Source organism: Ruegeria lacuscaerulensis, from assembly GCF_013034685.1.
In the GTDB taxonomy this organism is placed as follows: Bacteria; Pseudomonadota; Alphaproteobacteria; order Rhodobacterales; family Rhodobacteraceae; genus Ruegeria; species Ruegeria lacuscaerulensis_B.
The window spans coordinates 13805-37401 of the sequence record NZ_WQGO01000012.1 but is presented as its reverse complement, the minus strand read 5'-3'; the positions used below and the strand labels follow the sequence as shown (position 1 = coordinate 37401).

General features: G+C 58.8%; 18 protein-coding genes. 8 read left to right on the top strand and 10 right to left on the bottom strand.

The features are described from left to right. Positions 1–28: 28 nt before the first annotated feature. From GOV80_RS20625 to xdhA, 6 genes are all read right to left on the bottom strand, one after another. A complete protein-coding gene (locus tag GOV80_RS20625; protein ID WP_170787405.1) occupies positions 29–949 on the bottom strand; it encodes an ABC transporter permease in 921 nt (306 codons plus the stop codon). Position 950: 1 nt separating this feature from the next. Beyond that, positions 951–2033: an ABC transporter permease gene (locus tag GOV80_RS20620; protein WP_170768970.1), complete on the bottom strand. Its 1083-nt coding sequence runs from the start codon at positions 2031–2033 to the stop codon at positions 951–953. A 62-nt stretch (positions 2034–2095) separates the two neighbouring features. Continuing rightward, positions 2096–3613 (bottom strand): ABC transporter ATP-binding protein, encoded by a 1518-nt coding sequence (locus GOV80_RS20615; RefSeq protein WP_170787403.1) that lies wholly within the window; start codon positions 3611–3613, stop codon positions 2096–2098. Then, positions 3610–4545: a xanthine dehydrogenase accessory protein XdhC gene (gene xdhC, locus GOV80_RS20610; protein ID WP_170787401.1), complete on the bottom strand. Its 936-nt coding sequence runs from the start codon at positions 4543–4545 to the stop codon at positions 3610–3612. Before xdhC ends, GOV80_RS20615 begins: the two co-directional genes overlap by 4 nt. Continuing rightward, positions 4545–6947 carry a xanthine dehydrogenase molybdopterin binding subunit gene (gene xdhB / locus GOV80_RS20605; protein WP_170787399.1) on the bottom strand — a complete coding sequence of 801 codons (2403 nt, stop codon included), beginning with the start codon at positions 6945–6947 and terminating at the stop codon, positions 4545–4547. Before xdhB ends, xdhC begins: the two co-directional genes overlap by 1 nt. Next, a complete protein-coding gene (gene xdhA / locus GOV80_RS20600; RefSeq protein WP_170787397.1) occupies positions 6944–8341 on the bottom strand; it encodes a xanthine dehydrogenase small subunit in 1398 nt (465 codons plus the stop codon). Before xdhA ends, xdhB begins: the two co-directional genes overlap by 4 nt. A gap of 344 nt (positions 8342–8685) precedes the next feature. Here xdhA and dnaE point away from each other — a divergent pair, with 344 nt between their 5' ends. After that, the gene (dnaE, locus tag GOV80_RS20595) at positions 8686–12186 is read left to right on the top strand and encodes a DNA polymerase III subunit alpha (RefSeq protein ID WP_170787395.1); all 3501 of its coding nucleotides are present in this window, start codon (positions 8686–8688) and stop codon (positions 12184–12186) included. 210 nt (positions 12187–12396) lie between these two features. Here the strand turns inward: dnaE and GOV80_RS20590 are convergent, their stop codons facing one another. After that, complete coding sequence (locus tag GOV80_RS20590) at positions 12397–12591, bottom strand: SlyX family protein (RefSeq protein WP_170352274.1); 195 nt, start codon at positions 12589–12591, stop codon at positions 12397–12399. Positions 12592–12715: 124 nt separating this feature from the next. Between GOV80_RS20590 and hisS the strand changes: the two genes are divergently transcribed. The 3 genes from hisS to hisG are packed head-to-tail and all read left to right on the top strand — an operon-like array spanning position 12716 to position 15981. After that, a complete protein-coding gene (gene hisS, locus GOV80_RS20585; RefSeq protein ID WP_170787393.1) occupies positions 12716–14203 on the top strand; it encodes a histidine--tRNA ligase in 1488 nt (495 codons plus the stop codon). 3 nt (positions 14204–14206) lie between these two features. After that, positions 14207–15295 (top strand): ATP phosphoribosyltransferase regulatory subunit, encoded by a 1089-nt coding sequence (locus GOV80_RS20580; RefSeq protein ID WP_170787391.1) that lies wholly within the window; start codon positions 14207–14209, stop codon positions 15293–15295. After that, positions 15292–15981 (top strand): ATP phosphoribosyltransferase, encoded by a 690-nt coding sequence (gene hisG, locus GOV80_RS20575; protein WP_170753491.1) that lies wholly within the window; start codon positions 15292–15294, stop codon positions 15979–15981. The genes GOV80_RS20580 and hisG overlap by 4 nt, the downstream gene beginning before the upstream one ends. On the opposite strand, the gene GOV80_RS20570 is transcribed toward hisG, so the two are convergent. Beyond that, positions 15978–16409 (bottom strand): DUF1489 family protein, encoded by a 432-nt coding sequence (locus GOV80_RS20570; protein ID WP_170787389.1) that lies wholly within the window; start codon positions 16407–16409, stop codon positions 15978–15980. The genes hisG and GOV80_RS20570 overlap by 4 nt on opposite strands. A 129-nt stretch (positions 16410–16538) precedes the next feature. On the opposite strand from GOV80_RS20570, the gene GOV80_RS20565 reads away from it, so the two are divergent. Continuing rightward, complete coding sequence (locus tag GOV80_RS20565) at positions 16539–18821, top strand: adenosylcobalamin-dependent ribonucleoside-diphosphate reductase (protein WP_170787387.1); 2283 nt, start codon at positions 16539–16541, stop codon at positions 18819–18821. A gap of 326 nt (positions 18822–19147) precedes the next feature. Here GOV80_RS20565 and GOV80_RS20560 read toward each other — a convergent pair whose 3' ends face one another. After that, the gene (locus GOV80_RS20560; RefSeq protein WP_170787385.1) at positions 19148–19351 is read right to left on the bottom strand and encodes a hypothetical protein; all 204 of its coding nucleotides are present in this window, start codon (positions 19349–19351) and stop codon (positions 19148–19150) included. 453 nt (positions 19352–19804) lie between these two features. On the opposite strand from GOV80_RS20560, the gene GOV80_RS20555 reads away from it, so the two are divergent. The 3 genes from GOV80_RS20555 (at position 19805) to GOV80_RS20545 (ending at position 22915) form a co-directional block, all read left to right on the top strand. Continuing rightward, a complete protein-coding gene (locus GOV80_RS20555; RefSeq protein ID WP_170787383.1) occupies positions 19805–20377 on the top strand; it encodes a carboxymuconolactone decarboxylase family protein in 573 nt (190 codons plus the stop codon). Positions 20378–20507: 130 nt separating this feature from the next. Next, positions 20508–21380 carry a methyltransferase domain-containing protein gene (locus GOV80_RS20550; protein ID WP_237215964.1) on the top strand — a complete coding sequence of 291 codons (873 nt, stop codon included), beginning with the start codon at positions 20508–20510 and terminating at the stop codon, positions 21378–21380. Between the two features lie 683 nt (positions 21381–22063). Beyond that, a complete protein-coding gene (locus GOV80_RS20545; RefSeq protein ID WP_170787381.1) occupies positions 22064–22915 on the top strand; it encodes a LysR substrate-binding domain-containing protein in 852 nt (283 codons plus the stop codon). Positions 22916–23078: 163 nt separating this feature from the next. On the opposite strand, the gene GOV80_RS20540 is transcribed toward GOV80_RS20545, so the two are convergent. Then, the gene (locus GOV80_RS20540; RefSeq protein WP_214648083.1) at positions 23079–23588 is read right to left on the bottom strand and encodes a MaoC family dehydratase; all 510 of its coding nucleotides are present in this window, start codon (positions 23586–23588) and stop codon (positions 23079–23081) included. Between the last annotated feature and the right edge of the window lie 9 nt (positions 23589–23597).

The window sequence follows — 23597 nt, the reverse complement described above, 5'->3', positions numbered from 1 at the left end:
TACTCTCCAAGTTGGTTTTAGTTGGCCCCTAGTGCGAGGCATGGAAGGTTCGGCCCAATGCGGCAGGTGCGCTGCTCTTGTCAGCCGAAAGGATCACAAGCACAAGGATCGTGATGATGTAGGGCGACATTGCCAGATACTCGACCGGAATGGCAACGCCCGCTGCCTGCAAATTCAGCTGCAACACGGTGATACCGCCAAACAAATAGGCACCCAGCAAGGCGCGCCATGGCTTCCAACTGGCGAAGACCACCAGCGCAAGCGCAATCCAGCCGACACCGGCAGTCATGCCCTCTGTCCATTGCGGCACGCGGATCAGGCTGATGTAGGCTCCGCCCAGCCCGGCACAGGCCCCGCCGAACAGGATCGCCATAATGCGGATCTTGATTACTTTGTAGCCAAGCGCATGCGCCGCATCGTGGTTCTCGCCCACGGCGCGCAGAATTAGGCCGACGCGCGTGTATTTCAGCGTGGCCCAGACGGCGGCCGTGAGTGCGATGCCTACATAAAGGATCGGGTCATGCTGGAACAGGATCGGGCCGATCACCGGAATATCGCCGATCACCGGGATATGAATGTCGCCCATGCTTGGGGGCTTGATCCCCACATAGCTTTGTCCCAACAGGGCGCTGAAGCCCAGACCAAACAGCGTCAGAGCCAAGCCGCTGGCCACCTGATTGGCCAGTGCTACCTGCGTCAGCAGAACGAATAGCAGCGACAGCACCGCGCCGCCGATAGCGGATGCGATGAACCCCAGCCAAGGTGAGCCGGTCTCGACCGAGATCGCAAAGCCGCTGATCGCGCCGACGATCATCATGCCCTCGACGCCAAGGTTCAGAACACCTGCTTTTTCAACGACCAGTTCTCCGATCGCGGCCAGCAGCAGGGGGGTTGCGGCCACCATTAGCGAGGCGACCAGAAGGACGGGATTGATTTCACCAAGGTCCATATCACGCTACCTCGCTACGGGCCGCACGGATGCGGAAGTTTGTCAGAAGATCAAAGGCCAGCAGGAAGAACAAAAGCATCCCCTGAAACACTTGGATGGCAGCGGCCGGCAAGCCCAGTTGGGATTGCGCGATTTCACCACCGATATAGGTCAGCGCCATCAGGAAGCCGGCCAGCAGAATGCCCACCGGATGCAGGCGGCCAAGGAAGGCTACGATGATGGCGGTAAAGCCATAGCCCACGTTAAAGTCGATGCTGACCTGACCGGCAGGGCCGGACACCTCGAACATACCCGCCAACCCGGCCAACATGCCCGACAGACCCAGGCAGAACAGGATCAGCCGTGCCGGATTGACGCCTGCGAATTTAGCTGCACGCGGGGCCTCGCCCGTCAGGCGGATATGAAAGCCCAGCATGTGCCGGTTCAACAGAACATAGGCAAAGATCACCGCAATCAGCGCCGTCACCACGCCCCAATGCATCCCCGATCCGGCAATCAGCTCGGCATTGTGGGCGCTGTCATAGGACTGCAGGTTGCGCGAGCCGGGAAAGCCGAATCCTTCGGGGTTCTTCAGCAATCCAAGCGAGACCGAGGCCAGCATCTGTTCGGCCACATAGACCAGCATCAGCGACACGAGGATTTCATTGGTGCCAAAACGTACCTTCAGAAAGGCCGGGATCATCGCCCACAGCCAGCCCCCGAACGCGCCCGCAATCACCATGATAGGAAAGATGTAGAACGCTTCCAGCGGGTAAAAGGCCAAACCCGCACCGGCGCCAAAGATGGCGCCCATGATGTACTGACCCTCGGCCCCAATGTTCCAGATCCCTGCCCGAAACCCCAGCGACAAACCGATGGCGATCAACACCAAAGGCGCGCCCTTCACCAGCAATTGCGGGCGGTAGTAGAATGCGAACTCTCCGAACAGGGGCTCCCAGAATATGGTGCCGATGGCCTCGACCGGGTTCTTGCCCAGCAGGGCGAACAGCAAACCGCCAAACACCATCGTTGCCACCACCGCGACCAGAGGGGTCGCATATGACCACGCTTTCGACGGCTGAGGCCGTTTCTCCAACACAATCATCTGCTCAAACCCCCAGGTCTTCTTCTCGTTCCAAATACGGCCGCCGGAGACGGTTCCACGGCTTACACATGCGCCACCTCCATGCCATGAGCACCGCCCATCATCAGGCCGATCTCATCGACCGTCAGACCGGTGGTTTCTCGCGGCGCACTCAGGCGGCCTTCGTTCAGCGCCGCAAAGCTGTCGGAGATCTCCATCAACTCGTCCAGATCCTGCGAAATGCAGATCACCGCTGTCCCCTTTGCCGCCAAATCCAGAATGGCCTGCCGGATGGAGGCTGCGGCGGCGGCATCCACGCCCCATGTGGGCTGGTTCACCACCAGCACATCGGGGTTTTGCAACACCTCGCGCCCAATTACGAATTTCTGCAGGTTCCCACCCGACAAAGACCGCGCCGCGTTCTCGGGGCCAGGCGTGCGGACGTCAAAGGCGCTGATGATTTTCTCGGCAAAGCTTTTGGTCTCGGCCCATTTCAGGAAGCCATTATTTTCCAACCCTTCGCGGACGGATCCTGTCAGCAAGGCGTTTTCCGTCAGGCTCATATCAGGCGCTGCGGCGTGGCCCAGCCGCTCCTCGGGCGCGGTCAGCACACCGAGCTTGCGCCGCGCGGTGGGGCCCAGCTTGCCAATCGGCTGGCCGTTGAATTTGATCGCATCGGCCGCAGTCGGGATTTCGCCCGACAGCACCCCCAGCAATTCATCCTGCCCGTTGCCTGCGACGCCGCCGATGCCCAGAACCTCGCCCTTGCGGACGGTCATGTGAACATTGCGCAGCGCGGTACCGAATTCCGACGGAGACGGTACCGACAGCCCGCTGACATCCAGAGCAACTTCGCCAAAATCCCGCCCTGACCGTTCCGGTGTTTGCAGGGTCGAACCCACCATCATCTCGGCCATGTCCCGCGCCGAGGTCTCAGAGGGAACACACTCGCCCACGTTCTTGCCCAGACGCAGGATTGTCGCGTGGTCGCACAGCGTGCGGATCTCTTCCAGCTTATGCGAGATATACAGGATCGAGGTACCTTCGGCGCGTAATTTGTTCAGTGTTTCAAACAAGATATCGACTTCTTGTGGGGTCAAAACCGATGTTGGCTCGTCCATGATCAGCAGTTTGGGGTCCTGCAGCAGGCAACGGATGATCTCGACCCGCTGGCGTTCGCCTGCGGACAGGTCGCCCACCGTGCGATACGGGTCCAGCGGCAGGCCATAGGTTTCGGACACTTCGCGGATACGTGCGGCCAGATCGCCCATGGGCGGCGGGTTCTCCATTCCCAACGCGATATTCTCGGCCACGTTCAACGCGTCAAACAACGAGAAATGCTGGAACACCATCGCGATCCCATCGGCGCGGGCCGCGCGCGGTTCGGGCGGGGCGAACGGCTGGCCGCGCAGCAGCATCGTGCCGCTATCGGGTTTCACCAGCCCATAGATCATTTTTACCAGTGTGGACTTGCCTGCGCCGTTTTCGCCCAGCAGGGCGTGTACTTCGCCTTCGCCGATATCGAAGGACACCTGATCATTGGCCACGACGCCAGGATAAGCCTTGGTTAGCCCTTGCAGACTTAATAGTGGAGTGGTCACGCGCTCAGGTCCTTCTTCAACTCGATTTGTCGGGCAGGGCGCAGAAGCTGCGCGGCGACGCCGACGGCGATCATCTGCGGGTGTTTGCCCAAGGCGGGGTCGCCGATTGGGCAAGTGATCCGACTGATCCGTTCGGGGGAATGCCCGAGGGCCGCCAGCCGCGACCGGAATCGCGCCCATTTCGTAGCGGAGCCAATCAAGCCAGCAAACCCAAAACCACGCGTCAACAGTCGATTGCACAGCTCAAGGTCCAGATTGTGCGAATATGTCAGCACAAGATGTTCAGCGTCCTGCGGGGCGTGGCGGACAAGCTCGGCAGGTTTGGCTGCTGGAACTGGTGTGACGCTCGCAGGAATATTGTCGGGAAATCGCTCAGGCCCCGTATCGACCCATGTGATCGCCAGATCGGGCAGGGGGGCCAAAACGTCGACCAGCGCCCGCCCGACATGACCCGCACCCCAAATCCAGAAGTTGCGGGTTGGTTGATGAACCGGCTCGACCATCCAGCCGTCCAGCAGTTGTGGCTCGGGCGCAATGCCCTGACCGCGCGCCTCGGCCAGCAGCCGTTTGACCGACAACGGCATGTCGCCGCCGGTCGGAGATCGCGCGATGACGGTATCGTTCAGCGCATTTACCGCTTTGTGATCATAGACTTCACTGAGCAGCGAAACCGCGCCGCCACAGCATTGACCCATGTCAGGACCCAGCGCGTGATGGGTCAGCCGCGCCGGCGCGGCCTGCGACCTTGCCGCCTGCGCAGCCTGATATTCCAACGTGCCGCCACCGATTGTGCCGCTTTGTCCGCCTTCCCAGACCAGCATGGCGGCACCGACCTCACGCGGGGACGAGCCCTTGATCACGGTGATGACCACGCGGACCACGCGTCCGTGGGTATTGACCGCCTCCCTCAAAGCCTCAAGATCAAATCCCATTAGATGCCCCCTTTCATCCGCTGGACGCCGTGCCAGACCTCTTCGGCAGTGGCGGGCGCATCCAAAGCGGGGTAAGCGTCACCGCAGGCTGCCACCGCATTCGACAGGGCCAGCCAAGCCGAGATACCCAGCATGAAGGGCGGCTCTCCCACCGCTTTCGAGCGATAGATCGTGTCCTCGCGGTTCTCGCCATCCCAGAGCGCGACATTGAAGATATCGGGCCGGTCTGAGCAGGCTGGGATTTTGTAGGTCGAGGGCGCATGCGTGCGCAGGTTACCTTTTCCGTCCCAGACCAGTTCCTCGGTCGTCAGCCAGCCCGCGCCCTGGACATAGCCACCTTCTACCTGCCCGATATCCAGCGCCGGGTTCAGCGAGGCGCCTGCATCGTGAAGGATATCCGTACGCAGGATGCGGTTTTCACCGGTCAGCGTGTCCACCGCCACCTCGGTGACGGACGCGCCATAGGCGAAGTAGAAAAACGGTCGGCCCCGGCCTGCGATCCGGTCCCATTCGATCTTGGGGGTTTTGTAGAACCCCGTGGCGGACAGGCTGATACGGCCCTGATAGGCCAGCGCGGCGGCTTCGGCGAAGGTATAGCGTTCTGCGCCGACCGAGACGTGCCCATCCGCGAACGTGACCGCCGATGGATCAGCCTGATGCCGTTCGGCCAGATAGTCCGCCATCCGGTCGCGGATCGTGTCGCAGGCGGCTTTGACAGCCATCCCGTTCAGGTCACTGCCCGAAGACGCCGCCGTAGCCGAGGTGTTCGGCACCTTGGCGGTGTCGGTGGCGGTGATCTTGACCAACTCCAGCGGAATGCCGAACCGCGATGCGGCCACTTGCGCGACCTTTTGGAACAGGCCCTGTCCCATCTCGGTCCCGCCATGGTTCAGGTGGACCGAGCCATCCTGATACACATGCACCAGTGCGCCCGCCTGATTGAGGTGGGTCAGCGTAAAGGAAATCCCGAATTTGACCGGCGAGAAGGCGATACCCTTCTTTATCACCCGGTTCTTTGCGTTCCATTCAGCAATGGCGGTCTTGCGGACGGCATAGTCACTGGATGTCAGAAGTGCTGCGGTCATGCCGTGCAGTTCGAAATCGCTGACCTCCATACCGTAAGGCGTGGTGTTCCCGCCGGCAGGTAGGGGACGAAGGGGGGCGTTCCCGGTTTCCACCGCGCCGCGACTGGTCAGGTCTTCATGCGGGTCGGGGTGGCCCAGCGGTGTTTTATGCAGCGGTTGATCGGCCACGTTATGCGCGGGCTCATAGTAATTGCGGCGACGCAGCTCGACCGGGTCCAGCCCAAGCACGTGCGCGGCGTGATCCATCACGCGTTCGATCCCGACCATGCCCTGAGGGCCGCCGAACCCGCGATAGGCTGTGGCGGATTGGGTGTTGGTTTTCAGTCGATGGCTTTCAATCCGGGCATTCGGCAGCAGATAGGCATTGTCGGAATGCAGCATCGCGCGGTCAGCGACGGGCAGCGACAGGTCCTGCGCCCAGCCACAGATGACGTAATGGTGGAAGGAGACACCCTGAACATGGCCGTTCTCATCAAACCCAGCCTTGTAGGCAATGCGGAAGGCGTGGCGCTTGCCGGTGATGATCATGTCATCATCGCGGTCATAACGCATCTTGCAGGCCTTGCCGGTGGCGCGGGCGGCGATGGCGCAGGCGACGGCCAGAGCGTTGCCCTGACTTTCCTTGCCGCCGAACCCTCCGCCCATGCGGCGAGTTTCAACCCGTACGGCGTGCATGGGCACACCCAAGGCATCGGCTACTTTATGCTGAATCTCGGTCGGGTGTTGGGTCGAGCTGTGGACCAGCATGTCCGCGCCTTCATTCGGCAAGGCCAGAGCGGCCTGGCCTTCCAAATAGAAATGTTCCTGCCCGCCGAGTTCAAAGGAACCTTCGATCACGTGGGGGGCCGACGCGATCGCCACGTCCGCATCGCCCTTGGCATAGATGCGGGGGCCGTCCTCGAACCGGCTGTCAGCGGCCAGAGCCTGTTCGATGGTCAGGATCGGGGTGTCTTCGGCATAGTCAATCTTGCCCAGCCGTGCAGCCTTGCGAGCGGCCAGATGGCTGGTCGCCACCACCAGAAACACGGGCTGGCCGATATAATGAACCGTGCCGTCCGACAGCAGCGGCTCATCATGGATCGAGGGCGAGACATCATTGGCAAAAGGCAGATCATCCGCCGTCATCACTTGCACCACACCCTTAGCGGCTTTTACTGCCGACAGGTCCATCGTGGTGATCGTGCCCTTGGCAATCGGGCTGAGGCCAAAGGCCAGATGCAGCGTGCCCTTGGGCGTTGGGATGTCATCCACATAGCGCGCGGCACCTGCGACATGCAGCGGGGCTGCGTCATGGGGGAGGGGTTTGGTCACGCTCATGCCGTCACCTTGAGTACGTCGGTCACTTCGCCCTGATCTTCAAGGAAATACCGCTCCAGCATCGCTTTGGCGGTTTCCAGACGATAGGTGGCCGAGGCGCGCATATCCGTGAGTGGTTGGTAATCGTCAGCAAAGGCGGGCAGCGCGGCCTGAATGGTCGCAGCGGTCCAGGGTTTGCCGATCAATGCGGCCTCGACATGGGTGGCCCGCTTCGGAGTGCCCGCCATGCCGCCAAACGCGATCCGCGCCCGGGTGACGGTGTCGTGCGTGACGGTGATGTTGAAACAGCCGCAGACGGCTGAAATGTCCTGATCGAACCGTTTGCTGAGTTTGTAGGTTTTCAGCCGGTCCGGTTGGCGGGGGAAGCTGACGGCTTCGACGAATTCTCCGGGCGCGCGGTCTTGTTTGCCGTAGTCGATGAAGAAATCTTCCAACGGGATCTGACGGCGAGTGTCGCCTCTGCGCAGATGCAGGGTTGCACCCAATGCGATCAGGGCGGGCGGGTTGTCTCCGATCGGTGAGCCATTGGCGATATTGCCGCCCACGGTTGCGGCGTGGCGGACCTGAACGCTGGCATAACGCCGGATCATCTCGGCGTAAGAGGGATGGAGGTCTGTCAACGTGTCGCACATGCGGTTCATGTCGACCATGGCGCCGATGTGGACTTCGTCATTGGTGATGGCGATGTTTTTCAGGTCGTCGCAGCGGCTCAGGAAGATGACCGGATCCAGGTCGCGCAGTTGTTTTGTGATCCAGAGGCCCACATCGGTTGCGCCCGCGATGAGCGTGGCGTTGGGATTTTGTGCATAGATCGCGGCCAGTTCGTCGGATGAGGTGGGGAGCAAGGGGGGCTCCGCCCCCCGGCCTGCGGCCTCCCCCCGAGGTATTTTTGAACAAGAGAAGGATTGGTCGTCATTAACCCATGCTGGGACTGGCTGGGATTCGGCGGCTTGGGCCGCGCGGATGATGGGGGCGTAGCCAGTGCAACGGCAGAGATTACCCGCAAGCTGGGTGTCGTGGTCGGTGACGCCATTGGTGTGGCCCGCGACCATCGACATGACAAAGCCGGGGGTGCAAAAGCCACATTGTGAACCGTGTAGGTCGATCATGGCCTGTTGCACGGGGTGAGCCTGCTGGTCGGGGCCGTTTGCGCCCTCGATGGTGCGGATGGCTTTGCCGTGTAGTTGTGGCAGGAATAGGATGCAGGCATTCAGTGCTTTGCTGGAACCTTCATCCGTGACCATGACGGTGCAGGCCCCGCAGTCACCTTCGTTGCAGCCTTCCTTAGTGCCGGTCAGGCCGCGATCCTCGCGCAGCCAGTCCAGCAGAGTTGCCGTCGGATTGACGTCCGCCAGCTCCACTGTCTCTCCGTTCAGAAGAAACGTGATGTTCATTCGAGAAACCCGTCGCCTTACCCGGTTGCGCCCTTCGGTGCCCTTCTTCGATGCGACGTAGAAAAAGGGGCGGGCAGAGTGCTTGCCGTCAGATGTTAGAAACAGCGCGCCTTATCTGGCAAGAAAAACTGATTATGTGATGCACCATTGGACCTGAACGATCTGCGATTTTCGCCGTTGTCTAGACATCAGTTGTCTGTAAATAAAGCGCTTTTTGCAGATCGGGTCCAATTGCGGCCGAAGCACCTTCTGAAAAATCCGAATAATAGGTGTTGATTTTTTAGGCATCTCAAAGCGGCGGTTCCTGCTTTTGCCGCGTCGCTGGCTGGGATAGCGTAGCGGGTATGAGCAGTATTCCTCGATTCATTCACCTACGTGTTCACACCGAATATTCTCTGCTGGAAGGCGCTGTGCGGCTGAAGAAGCTGCCCGCTTTGTGCGAGAATATGGAGATGCCCGCTGTTGCGGTGACGGACACCAATTCTATGTTCTCGGCTTTGGAGTTTTCCGTGACTGCCAGCGGCGCTGGGGTGCAGCCGATCATGGGGTGTCAGGTTGATCTGACCTATGTGCAGCCGCAGCCAGGCGAAAAGCCCAAAGCTCCTGCGCCGCTGGTGCTGCTGGCGCAGTCCGAGGCGGGGTATGAGAACCTGATGAAGCTGAGTTCCTGCCTTTATGTGGACAAGGGCGGGCAGTTGCCGCAGGTCACGTTGGAGGAGTTGGCGGAACGCTCGGACGGGTTGATCTGTCTGACCGGCGGGCCGGATGGGCCTGTGGGGATGCTGTTGCAGCAAGGCCAGCGTCCGTCGGCGGAGGCTCTGGTGGATCGCCTGGCTGGGATGTTCCCGGACCGCCTGTATATCGAATTGCAGCGCCATCCGGGAGAAGGGGGCCAGCCCGAGGCAGAGCGTCTAACCGAACGTGGGCATGTCGAGATGGCCTACGCCAAGAATCTGCCTCTGGTCGCCACCAATGATGTCTATTTCCCGACCACCGACATGTATGAGGCGCATGATGCGCTGATCTGTATCGCCGAGGGCGCGTATGTCGACCAACAGGACGGTCGCCGCCGCCTGACCGCGCAGCATTATTTCAAGTCGCAGCAGGAAATGGTGACGCTGTTTGCCGACTTGCCCGAGGCGATTGAGAACACGGTCGAGATTGCGCGCCGTTGCGCTTTTATGGCCTATCGCCGCGATCCGATCCTGCCGAAATTTGCCGATGATGAGGTCGCCGAGCTGCGGCGTATCGCCAATGAAGGCTTGCAGAAACGTCTGGCGGTGATCCCGCATGCGGTGACGCCCGAGGAATATCAGGAACGGCTGGATTTCGAACTCGGCATCATCGAGGGCATGGGCTTTCCCGGTTATTTCCTGATCGTCGCGGACTTTATCCAATGGGCCAAGGATCACGACATCCCGGTCGGGCCGGGGAGGGGCTCGGGTGCGGGCTCGCTGGTGGCTTATGCGCTGACGATCACAGACCTAGATCCGTTGCGGTATTCGCTGCTGTTCGAGCGGTTCCTGAACCCCGAGCGGGTCTCGATGCCGGACTTCGATATCGACTTCTGCATGGACCGTCGGGAAGAGGTGATCCGTTACGTTCAGCAGAAATACGGGCGTGACAAGGTGGGGCAGATCATCACCTTTGGTGCTCTGTTGTCGAAGGCCGCCGTGCGCGATATTGGGCGGGTGTTGCAGATGCCATATGGGCAGGTGGACCGCCTGTCCAAGATGATCCCGGTGGAGGGGGTCAAGCCTGTCTCCATCGAAAAGGCCCTGAAAGACGAACCCCGCCTTCGCGAAGAGGCACGCAGCGAAGAGGTTGTGGACCGGCTTCTGACCTATGGCCGGCAGGTTGAGGGGCTGTTGCGGAATGCCTCGACCCACGCGGCGGGGGTGGTGATCGGAGACCGGCCGTTGGATGCGCTGGTGCCGATCTATCAGGACCCTCGGTCCGATATGCCCGCGACTCAGTTCAACATGAAATGGGTGGAACAGGCCGGGCTGGTCAAGTTCGACTTTCTGGGTCTGAAAACACTGACCGTGATTCAGAACGCGATGGATTTGATCTTCAAATCCGGGCGCGATCTTCATATCGCGCCCGATGGCACCGAGCTTTACGAACCGGCCGAAGGCGCGGTGAACGAGATCAACGCCATCCCGCTGGATGATGAGGCGACGTACAAGCTCTATTCTGCGGCCAAGACCGTGGCAGTGTTCCAGGTGGAATCTTCGGGCATGATGGACGCGCTCAAGCGGATGAAGCCGGACTGTATCGAGGATATTATTGCCCTTGTGGCGCTCTACCGTCCCGGTCCGATGGAGAACATTCCCAAGTTCTGCGAGGTTAAGAACGGGCTCAGTAAGCGGGACAAGCTGCACCCGTCCATCGACCACATCCTGGACGAGACGCAGGGCATCATCGTCTATCAGGAACAGGTGATGCAGATCGCGCAGGAAATGGCCGGTTACAGCCTTGGCGGCGCAGACCTGTTGCGCCGCGCGATGGGTAAGAAGATTCAGGAGGCGATGGATGCTGAGCGGCCCAAGTTCCTCAAAGGGGCTGCCGAAAATGATGTCGATGAGACCAAAGCGACCGAGGTCTGGAACCTGTTGGACAAGTTTGCCAACTACGGCTTCAACAAATCCCACGCTGCGGCTTATGCGGTGGTCAGCTACCAGACCGGCTGGCTGAAGGCGAACCACCCGGTAGAGTTCATGGCGGGTGTCATGAATTGCGATATCCACCTGACCGACAAACTAGCCGTTTACTTCGAAGAGGTCCGCAAAGGGCTTGAGTTGCCCTATGTGCCCCCTTGCGTGAACCGATCTCAAGCTACCTTCGATGTGGTGAACGGAGAGCTTGTGTATGCGCTGGGCGCCTTGAAAAACGTGGGCGTTGAGGCGATGAACCTGGTGGTCGATGGTCGCGCGGAAAAGCCCTTTGTGAACCTGTTCGATTTAGCCCGCCGGGTTGATCTGAAGAAGGTCGGTAAACGCCCGCTGGAGATGATGGCGCGGGCGGGTGCGTTTGATCAGTTGGATAAGAACCGCCGCCGCGTGTTCGAAAGCCTTGATCCGCTTGTGCAGTATTCGGCGGCTATCCACGAACAAAAGAACTCGAACCAGGTGTCGCTCTTTGGTGAGGCGGGTGACGACCTGCCGGAACCGCGCCTGTCGCCCACGCCCGATTGGCTGCCTGCCGAGCGGTTGAGCGAGGAATTCAAGGCCATCGGGTTTTACCTGTCAGGCCATCCGCTGGACGACTATATGCCCGCGCTGAAACGTAAACAGGTAATGACGCTGGATGAGGTGACGGAAAAGGCGCGCTCGGGGCCCTTCATCGCGAAGATGGCCGGTGTTGTTGCTGGTCGGCAGGAACGGAAATCTGCGCGCGGCAACCGGTTTGCCTTTGCGCAGCTTTCAGACCCCAGCGGCGCGTATGAGGTCACGCTGTTTTCGGAAACGCTGGAGAAATCGCGCGAGTATCTGGAAACCGGCGCGCAGGTGGTTCTGACCGCCGAGGCAACGATGGAGGCCGACCAGTTGAAGCTGCTGGGCCGCTCGGTCGGTCCGGTAGATACAGTCGTGGCCGAAGCGGGTGCAACCGGCCTGCGCATATTCGTGGATGAGGAACAGGCGCTGCCCACTGTGGCCAAAGTGCTGGAGGATGCTGCAGGTGCTGCCAAGAACGCCGCACGCGGGCCGATTCAATTGCTGTTGATGGCCCCCGGATTGCCGGGCGAGGTCGAGATGGACCTGGGCCAGAGTTTCCCGATCAACCCGCAGATCAAGGGTGCGATCAAATCGCTGGAAGGCGTGATGTCGGTCGAGGAGTTTTGAGCCCAACCCGATGCTGCCACACAGCTGTGTTGAATGCGCTTAGCTTCATGCGGTTGGAAAGCCTTTTTGCGACCATATCCTCTCTTGGACACGGATGGGCCGCGATCTCGGGGGTGACAATGCTGGCACCAGTTGCTGCCTAACCGCTGACAAAATTACTACGCCGGCGTAGCAGGTCTTGCGGTGAAACGAGCGCTAAGGTTTCAGCCCTTAATAATGCGGTGGGCGTTCGTCGCCGAACACAACCCCGCCGGAACCTTCCTGCGCCCGTTCAGCCTCGCGCTGCAACAGCATCTCGACGCGCCGGGTCAGGCGGTCGATCTCGCTCTGTTGGGTTGTAACGACTGTGTTCAACTCTTCGACCGTGCGGGTCAGGTGGGCGATCTGCTCTTCCAGATGCTGCATGGGGGTCTCCTTTGAGCGTGGTCATAGCGGCACGGGCGGGTCATGACCAGCGAAAGCGCGCCTTGCCCCGATGCGGGCCATGGGATAGACCGCGCGCGGAACATGAACCGCAAGGACGCCCCACATGGCCAAGCCCAAGAAACAGCCCCGCCCCAAGGCAGTCACGCCGAAAGGGTTCCGCGACTATTTCGGCCAGGAAGTCTCGCAGCGCACCGAGATGCTGCGGACGATTGCGGATGTCTATCATCGCTACGGGTTTGATGCGCTGGAAAGCAGCGCTGTGGAAACCGTCGAGGCGCTGGGCAAGTTCCTGCCCGACGTGGATCGCCCGAATGAGGGCGTATTTGCGTGGCAGGAGTTTGACGACGGCGGCAACGGTGACTGGATGGCCCTGCGCTATGACCTGACCGCGCCTTTGGCCCGTGTCTATGCGCAGCACCGCAATGATCTGCCGACGCCCTATCGTCGCTATGCGATGGGTCCGGTCTGGCGCAATGAAAAGCCGGGGCCGGGGCGGTATCGTCAGTTTTATCAATGCGATGCGGATACGGTGGGCACGGCCTCGATGGCGGCAGATGCCGAGATTTGTGCCATGCTGTCGGACACGTTGGAGACCGTGGGCATTCCGCGCGGCGACTATCTGGTGCGGGTGAATAACCGCAAGGTCCTGAACGGAGTGCTTGAGGCGATGGGGCTGGGCGAAGACGTAGCTGCCCGCGACAATGTTCTGCGCACCATCGACAAGTTCGACAAAGTAGGTGAGGCCGGTGTGCGCGAGCTGCTGACCAAGGGCCGACTGGATGCCTCGGGCGCGTTTATCGACGGTGTGGGGTTGAGCGACGATCAGGCCGAGCCGGTAATTGCCTTCCTGACCTCGAAGGCTGCGGATACCGCAGGAACACTGGCCAACCTGCGTGCTGCCGTGGGCGACAGCAAGATCGGGGTGGATGGGATTGCCGAATTGGAACAGATCGGGTCGCTGCTGGATGCGGGCGGCTATGGCGCGGACCGGATTGAGATTGATCCGTCGGTTGTGCGAGGCCTCGGATACTATACTGGACCGGTTTATGAGGCTGAACTGACCTTTGAGATTTTCGACGAGAAAGGCCGCAAGCGGCAGTTCGGATCGGTTTCGGGCGGCGGTCGCTATGACGATCTGGTCAAACGGTTTACCGGTCAGGAAGTGCCTGCGACCGGCGTGTCCATTGGTGTCGACCGGCTGCTGGCCGCCCTGCGCGAAAAGGGCCGGATCGCGGCGCAAGCCACCGGCCCCGTCGTTGTCACCGTGATGGACCGCGACCGCATGGCCGATTATCAGGCGATGGTGGCCGAGCTGCGCAATGCAGGCATCCGGGCCGAGGTTTATCTGGGCAATCCCAAGAACTTTGGCAATCAGCTGAAATATGCGGACAAGCGGAACTCGCCAATCGCGGTGATCGAAGGTGGCGATGAAAAAGCAAATGGGATCGTGCAGATCAAAGACCTGATCCTTGGGGCCAAGATCGCCGAAAGCGCCACGCTGGAGGAATGGAAAGAGCGCCCCAGCCAGTTCGAAGTGCCGCGTGGCGAGCTGGTCGCCAAGGTGCGTGAAATTCTGGACAGTCAGGACTGACGCATGCCGAACCGTTCCCAGATACAAGCCCGCGCTGCCATGATGCGCGTGAGGTTCGAGGCCGCAGGCGCGCAGATCGTGGACCCTCCGCTGCTGCAACCGGCCGACACGCTGCTGGACCTTTATGGCGAGGATATCCGCGCGCGCGCCTACGTGACTTCGGACGCGCTGCGGGGCGAGCAGATGCTGCGCCCGGATTTTACCCTGCCCGTGGTGCAGATGCATATGTCCGACGGGGCGGAACCCGCGCGTTATACCTATTCTGGCGAGGTGTTCCGCCGTCAGGAGCATGATCCGGACCGCTCGAATGAATATATTCAGGTCGGGTACGAGGTGTTCGACCGCAATGATCCCGCAGGCGCGGATGCCGAGGTGTTTTCACTGTTCGCGTTGCAATTGCGGGGGCTGCCTCTGCGGGCTGCGACTGGGGATATCGGTATTCTAACGGCCGCAGTTGCGGGGTTGAAGACCACTGACCGGCGCAAGGCGGCGCTGATGCGGCACTTGTGGCGGCCTCGTCGATTCCGGGTGCTGCTGGACCGCTTTGCCGGTCGCAAACCGGGACCTGAAGGGCGCGACAGCCTGTTGGATGCAGAAAATCCGCTGGATACGGACATCCCGATGATCGGCAAGCGCCGTGCCTCCGAGATCGAAGCGCGGATCGCTGCCTTGCGCGAAGATCGCGACACACCGCCTATCTCCGACAACGAACTGGTTGGGCTGGAAACCCTGCTGAACGTGCGTGAGACCATGCCCTTTGCGTTGGAACAGCTGCGCGACGTGGCGGTGGATCTGCCGCAGATCACTCCGGCGCTGGACCGGCTTGAGGCGCGGATTGCCTCGCTACAGGCGCGTGGCGTGGATGTGGAAGGTCTGGATTTCGAGGCCGCTTATGGCCGCACCTCGATGGAATATTATGACGGGTTTGTCTTTGGCTTCTACGCTGAGGGTCGCCCCGATCTACCCCCCATCGCCACTGGCGGGCGCTATGACGCGCTGACGCGGCAGTTGGGGAACGGGGCCGAAATTCCGGCGGTGGGCGGTGTCATCCGCCCCGACCTGATGCTGGAGATCGAGGAGGACACGCGATGAGCCTGAAACTGGGCGTGCCCTCGAAAGGCCGTTTGATGGACAAGACCTTTGGTTGGTTCGAAAAGCGCGGCATCACTCTGTCGCGCAGCGGATCGGACCGGGAATATGCGGGTAAGGTCGAGGGCATCGACGGGGTCTCTCTGATCCTGCTGTCTGCTGGGGAAATCCCGCGCGAACTGGCCGCCGGGCGCATTCATCTGGGTGTCACCGGCATTGATCTGGTGCATGAAAAGCTGCCCCGCTGGGAACAACAGGTCGAGGAGATCTCGCAGCTTGGGTTCGGTAAGGCCGACCTGATCATCGCGACACCTGCTTGCTGGGTTGATGTAGACACGCTGGATGATCTGGACGCGGCGGCAGCGGCGTTTCGCAAGACCCACGGGCATCGGCTGCGGATTGCCACTAAATACCACCGGTTGGTGCGCGAGTTTCTGACCGATGCGGGAGTTGCCGATTACACTCTGGTCGATAGCCAGGGCGCGACCGAGGGCACGGTGATGAATGAGACCGCCGAGGCGATTGCCGATATCACATCTACCGGCGAGACGCTGCGGGCGAACCACCTCAAAATCCTGACCGACGGGCTGATCCTGCAATCGCAGGCGACCCTGTGGCGCAGTCGGGTGGCGAAATGTGACCCCGAGACAAAGGCCACTCTGAACGCATTGCTGGATCGCCTGCGTTAAAGCACGCCGATCTCGGCAAGCGCGCGATTCAGATCGTCGGGCAAGGCATCGTCCTGTTCCCGCCCTTCCGGCAGGTCGGCGGGGGTGTCCTCGGGTTTGAGATAGCGCCAGCCTTGGAATGGGCGTTTGAGCGCGGTCTGGGTGCGATGGACCTGTGGGTCCAGCACGATAGCGCAGCGGCGAATGCCGTCTTCGCCGCGCACCTCATCCAGACGCAGGATGCGCTGACGGCATTGGATTACGCCCTTGATCACCCAATAGATTGATCCGCCATTCAGAATCTCGGACTCGCGCTTGGGCCACATGCGGGTGACATGGCGCGGGCAGCCGTCCTCGTAAAGCGGTCTGCGACTGTCCTGCCACGCCATCAGCGTATCAACGCTTTCCGATCCGACGGACAGTTTGATGAGGTTTACGTACTTATCCACAGCTTTCCCACAGAGTCGTCCCAAGGCCCACCTCTATATTGTAGCTCGCAATGCGACGTCATCAAGGTGTTGTGGTTTGGATGTGAATTGGAGTAGTCTGGATACCTCTTTCAGAACAGGGAATCACCAATGAGCCGCTTTGCCGCCCCCATCGCCGAGCAGATCTGGGACATGAAATACCGCTTTAAAGAAGCGGATGGCACGCCCATCGACCAGACGGTCGAGGACAGTTGGCGGCGCATCGCCCGTGATCTGGCGCGGGTCGAGGATGACGCGGCCCATTGGGAAGATAAGTTCTATGAGGCGTTGGAAGATTTCAAATATCTGCCCGCTGGTCGCATCACTGCGGGTGCAGGTACGGCGCGTCAGGTGACCCTGTTCAACTGTTTCGTCATGGGCACCGTGCCCGACAGCATGGGCGGTATCTTCGACATGCTGAAAGAAGCCGCGCTGACCATGCAGCAGGGTGGCGGGATCGGGTATGATTTCTCGACCATCCGTCCGCGTGGGGCCGATGTGAAAGGCGTGGCGGCGGATGCCTCTGGCCCGCTGAGCTTCATGGATGTGTGGGACGCGATGTGCCGGACGATCATGTCCGCGGGCTCGCGCCGCGGGGCGATGATGGCGACCATGCGTTGTGATCACCCTGATATCGAACAATTCATCACCGCGAAATCTGACCCGGCCCGCCTGCGCATGTTCAACATGTCGGTGCTGGTCACGGACCCGTTCATGGAAGCGGTTAAGGCCGACGGCCCATGGGAACTGGTGTTCGACGGCAAAATCTATCACACGGTGCAGGCGCGCGATCTGTGGAACAAGATCATGCAGGCCACTTATGATTACGCCGAGCCCGGCGTGATCTTCATCGATCGGATCAACAAAGCCAACAACCTGAGCTATGTGGAAACCATCGCCGCGACCAACCCCTGCGGCGAGCAGCCATTGCCACCCTATGGCGCGTGCCTTCTGGGCTCGATCAACTTGGCGCGGTTGGTGACAGATCCGTTCGAGGACGCGGCGCGTCTGGATGAGGCCGCGTTGCAAGAGTTGGTCGCGACCGCAGTGCGTATGATGGATAATGTTGTAGACGCGTCGAAATTCCCGCTGGCCGAGCAGGAAGCCGAAGCACAAGATAAGCGCCGGATTGGCTTGGGTGTGACGGGTCTGGCGGATGCGCTTTTGATGTTGGGCCTGCGCTATGGGTCCGACGAAGCGGCGCGTCAAACCGAACGCTGGTTGCACGCGATCGCCCGCGCCGCCTATCTGGCCTCGGTCGATTTAGCGAAGGAGAAGGGTGCTTTCCCGCTGTTTGACGCCGAGAAATACCTGGCCAGCGGCAACATGCAGCAAATGGATGATGACGTGCGTGACGCGATCCGCGAACACGGTATCCGCAACGCCCTGCTGACCTCGATCGCGCCGACTGGGACGATTTCGCTCTATGCAGGGAACGTGTCGTCGGGGATCGAGCCGGTCTTTGCCTACGCCTACACGCGCAAGGTGCTGCAGAAGGACGGCTCGCGCACCGAGGAAGAGGTGGTGGACTATGCCGTGCAGATGTGGCGCGACAAGTTCGGCGAAGTCGCCTTGCCCGACTATTTCGTGAACGCGCAGACGCTTTCCCCGTCTGATCACGTCAAGATGCAGGCCGCCGCGCAGAAATGGATCGACAGTTCGATTTCCAAGACGATCAACTGCCCCGAAGATATCAGCTTTGACGCCTTCAAAGACGTTTACATGCAGGCCTGGGATCAGGGCTGCAAAGGCTGCACGACCTATCGCCCGAATGACGTGACCGGCTCGGTCCTGACAGTGTCCGAAAGCGCCGACAAAGCCCCCGGCGAAAGCGCGGATGCCCCGCATCAGGTGGATGGCGGTGAGGTTGTCTATATGTCCGAACCGCTGGACCGTCCGCAATCGCTGGAGGGGTCGACCTATAAGTTGAAATGGCCCGACAGCGAACACGCCATTTATCTGACCATCAACGATATCGTCATTGGTGGCCGCCGTCGTCCGTTCGAGGTGTTCATCAATTCAAAGAACATGGAGCACTACGCCTGGACGCTGGCGCTGACCCGCATGATTTCTGCCGTATTTCGACGGGGCGGGGATGTGTCCTTTGTCGTCGAAGAACTAAAGGCCGTGTTCGATCCGCGTGGCGGGGCCTGGGTGCAGGGGAAATACATCCCATCGATCCTGGCCGCGATTGGCGGCGTGATCGAGCAGCATATGGTCAATATCGGCTTTCTTGAAGGCGAAGGAATGGGTCTGAAATCCGACCCGCAGGCGCAGGTGGTCAATATGGACGCACCCCGCGGCAAAGCCTGCCCATCCTGTGGTCAGTTCGATATGGCGATGATCGAGGGCTGCATGACCTGCCGAAGCTGCGGTCATTCTAAGTGTGGCTGACGCAGATCGCAGACAATCGCTGTGGTGAACCGCAAGGCAATACGAACCCATTTCGGCGATTTTAGCGCCCATACACAAGGTCATTAGCGCCCACAACTCGTAATTCTTCGGTTTTGCAGGAAAAAAGGCGCCGGATTTTTGGTCACCGGCGCCTTGTTCTTTGTTAGTGCGAGATTGGAAGTGTACCCAGAAATCTCACGAGAATTGATGACTAGAGAGGCGATCAATAGTAGCTGGAGCTAACAATCGCTAGCCAATCGGAAACCTAACTGGTGACTGAGAGTATTTTGAGCTAGTGGCCTGTCGGCATGCCAGGCCCTCACTAATCAAGTCCGGGCGCTAGAGACCTCAAAGTGGGTTTTCACCACACGCAACAAGTGCTCATAATCACCTTGGACGGCGTCCTCAAGGAAGCCCTGAATTCTGGCTTGTTCTGCTCCGGCTCTTTCGGCTGCGGACTGGCAGCGCGCCAGCACTTCAAAAGCGTTTGCGTTTGTCCTGGGCAGGTCAATGGTTGCAAGTTTTTTCATGTCAAATCCTCATGTAGAAAACCGTGCAACCATCGCAGGTCGAAATTAATCTCACGTATAAGAATTGCTGACTTTGGCCTCATCCAACGAACTTCTCCAGATTTGACATAAGCCGCGACAATAGGCTCAGCGGCAAATGATCCCTGTTAAAAGCGGCCATACGCTCAGTATGCAGCAAATCACGGTATTGAGCCCACATAGACCGATGCTGCGCGAAGCCCCAATGACATCAATGCGCAGAATGCTGACTTTGCAAATTTACGAGAACGGCTCAAATGAAATTGCCTTTAACCAAGCAGCAACAAGTTGGGGGTGTCGTCTGGCAAACTTACCGTTCGCAGTATCCCAACGGAATCTCTGAGCGGAACCCGAAATTGCTTTAAGGTTGCGTAAACAACGTTGGTTCCTCACTTTGAGAAAACGTAATCCATAGCAAGATTGAAAGAGAATTAAATGAAACGCCTGTTTCCATCTCTGCCGGAGAACGCGACACTTGGAAGTGTCTATCAAGCCTTTCCAGATAAACTCTCTCCGCTTTGTGCGTACGAAAGCCTTGTGATGAGGGGCGAGAGCGACCTCTCGGTTGCTGAACGTGAACTCATTGCGGCCTATGTCTCGGGATTGAATGCTTGTGCGTATTGCCATGGGGCGCACATCGTTTTCGCCAAAGCCTACGGTATTGAAGTCGAGACAATCGAGGCACTGATGGAAGACCGCGATACGGCGCCCGTCGAGGATCACCTCAAACCGTTGCTGGCATACATTGAAAAGCTCACTGTCTCGCCATCCCGAATGACAGAAGCCGACGCTAGAGCAGTCTACGCGGCAGGCTGGTCGGAGAGTGCGCTGTTCGATGCTATCCAAGTTTGCGGTGTCTTTAATCTCGTGAACCGCTTCATAGAAGGAACAGGTGTCCAAAGCCCTGGCACCGACCCAAGAGAAGCGGACGAAGCCACTTTAAACCGATGCCGCAGTGACAGCTTCTATACCGATTTCGGACGAGAGAACGGCCTCGACATCTCTTGAATTGATTTTGTTCTAACGTTCGAAGCGCCACGAAAAGCTGGTCCGATAGAGCGGCAGATGCGTCCTTCGCTCTCGGGGTTAAATCATTCGTCGGATCAAGTCGGCGCATTCATTTATTGTTGGTGGATCCATGTTCAAGCCTCAACGATCCATCCTGCTTTTCGTAGATAACTCAATTTCTGATAAGGTTTTGGGGGCATGTGGGCTTTGTAAGGGTGGAGAGTTGCTTAAATTTGACGCTGAAACAACGAAATTACTTGAAATCGCCTATCAAGGCGCAGAACTGACGCGGCGAAGACAGGCTTCATTTGATGCGCTGTGCCCGGCTCCTGGTGAAACTATTTTGGACATCGGTTGTGGCAACGGGATGTTAACAGTTGAGTTGGCCCGGGCAGTTGGCTCGGATGGCTATGTCATCGGGATCGACCCAAGCGCTGACATGACGGCAGCTGCTAGAGAACGGTGCAGCGACTACGCAAACGTGGAGTTTCGTGCTGGTGCCGCAAATAGCTTGCCCATTGAGGATGAGAGTGCTGACAAGGCCGTCTCGGTACAGGTCTTTGAGTACATCGAAGACGTAGACGGTGCGTTGGCTGACACGCTGCGGTGCGTCAAACCCGGCGGGCGCCTCGTCATCAGCGATCTACACTTTGGCAGCTTGATCTGGTTCAGCGATGAGCCCGACAGAATGCAAAAGATGCTGACATCCTGGAACCAGCACTTTGTGAGTGGTTCCGTCCCGGAAAGACTGCCCGCGCTGATAAAGGCTCGCGGCGACCGTGTGGAAGATGTCTTGTCGTTCACAATGACAGATCACCAGCTAAAGCCAGATGGCCTCGCAATCATGATGATGCACCTCATGAAGCAATACACTGTCGCAAATGACCATGTTGATCCCGCAGTTGCGCAATCGTGGTTTGATGAGCAGCTCAGCCTTGCAAGGACTGGACGCTTCTTCTTTTCGATGACCCAATTTGTTGTCGTGGTGCGCAAAAAGGGGTGATTGAGCTAAGTGAATCGGCCTAGGTTCTTTCGCGGGCTTCATGAAAGTCGCGGTTCAAGAGACCCCCATTGGTGTCACAGGCGCCCCAACAGGTGCTGCAAATCTTTTGTCCATACTTAATTGTCGTCGGTGAAGTCCCAAGGAAGTGCCAGACGTGCAGGCATTGATCAGACGTTCGAACGACCGCAGCGATAGGCGTGATGACAGAAAGTCTCGTATTGGTACTTATTCAATGGCGACAACACAGGTGCGTGGCTGTCAATTCCAGCTTGCAGCTGTATTTGGCGTGATCTAATCGCCCTGTTCGGCCGATTGTCACCAAGTGTTTTCAGAACCTTTCTGGATACAGACTCATCATGTTCTGAACGTCCAGCTCACTCGAAAACGCGTCCGGATTATTCCAGATCACCTCTTTTATATAGTCGCGTTCCGAGTGAAGATAATTGTCCGTAAGCCGCGATTTCTGGTTTTTAGGGAAGCCTCTCTTGGTCCTACCGAACAGTCCACCAAATACGGTCCAGATGCTGGGTGACATTGTATGGGAAGCCATCTCATGGTCCTTTCCGAGTTGCTTGCGCTGTCGCAACAATAGTAACTGTTCACCTGTTTTTCTGGTATCCGGCACAAAATTGTGCTGTTCTACAAAAATGAAGAACGGGTTCCGAAATTGGTCGGATATTCGTGTGTTCCTCTCTGTCTTCAGAGAAGGGTCGACGCTTGCGGCCTCTGGAAAGCTAAAGGTTTCCCAACCAACGGTTGCCCGACGCATTGATGTTCTCGAAAGAGAAACAGGCTTGACGCTTTTTGAGCGCGGTACGCACGGGTTCAAACCGACCCCAGAAGCCCTTCGCCTTGTTCCCCTCGCCGAAGCAATCGAGGCTTCAGTCCTTGAATTCGCCGATTGCGCGAAGGAATTGACGTCGACACAACCCATCCGTATCACCGCTTATTCGGCAAATTTCTCCGCACGCATGATCGAAATCGTAAACGAGTTTTCCGCCGTCAATCAGGATGTCGCATTCGAGTTTTTGTCCAGCGTTCGGGCGCTGGACCTGATGGCGGGCGAGGCCGACATTGCTTTGCGCCTTGCAAGAACCGATCCCGATCCTGACCTGATCTGTCGTAAGATCAGCACGGCCCGCTGGTCTTTGTTCGGCAGCAGAAACTACGCGGACAAATTTGGCTTACCGGGGTCAACGAATGATCTGGCCGGGCATCAATTTGTTACCTTTCAGCGGGACGATGTGCCCAATGTATTCCACGAATGGTTGACCAATCACGTGGAGCCGGACCAGATCGTCATGTCTTTCACTGAACTGGAGCTAATGCATGCGGCGATCAGGTCAGGGCAAGGCCTTGGGATCAGCAATGTCAAGCTGGTGGAAACAGACATGTCTTTTGTCCGATGTTTCGACGAAATCCCCGAACTTGCGGTGCCGCACCTAATGCTCATTTCGCCGGAAGCTTATCGCCGGCCAGAGGTTAGAGCCTTCGTTAAGTTCTTCGCACCTCGCTATGCGGCAATCTACAAGTAGTTATTTAGGCAAAAAGGATTGAGAACATGCGAACAAGCTAGTTTGCATGTACGCCACGACCGCAATTGCGAATAGAAGCCTTATGTAGCGAGCCCAAGGATACTCTTGAAGATGACAATGGAAGTTCAAATTGATTGCCGCGCCCAAGTCGCTGCAAACTGCCTTAACTCCGATATGCCATCACGTGGTGCATAACCAGGTTAAGAACTTCAACATCGTTCTGGTTAAATGTCTGGTATCGGAATTTGACCGTTCCCCGGTCTGGCTTCGAACGTGACGGTGTAATCGCCTCAACCGTGACGCGCACGCTGATCGTGTCACCGGAATACACCGGAGCCAGCCACCGTACCTCGTCCATTCCATGTCCACCCAGATTGGTTCCGGTAAGTACACCAGTGTCGCGGAACAACCTGAAAGTAAGCGCTATTGTCTGAAATCCACTGGCAATGAGACCGCCGAACATCGACTCTGCGGCAGCCACTTTGTTAACGTGGAAGGGCTGCGGGTCATGAACCAGTGCGAAGTCAATAATCGCTCCCTCGGTCAGCGTGACGCCACCGGTTTCGAAGGTTTCGCCAACCGACAAATCGTCGATGTATTTTCCGCTAGCCATGGCAAAAGTATAGTTTGATGCAGACTCAACCGTCAACGCGGAGCCAGGCTCGGCCGCCACTAATGCCGC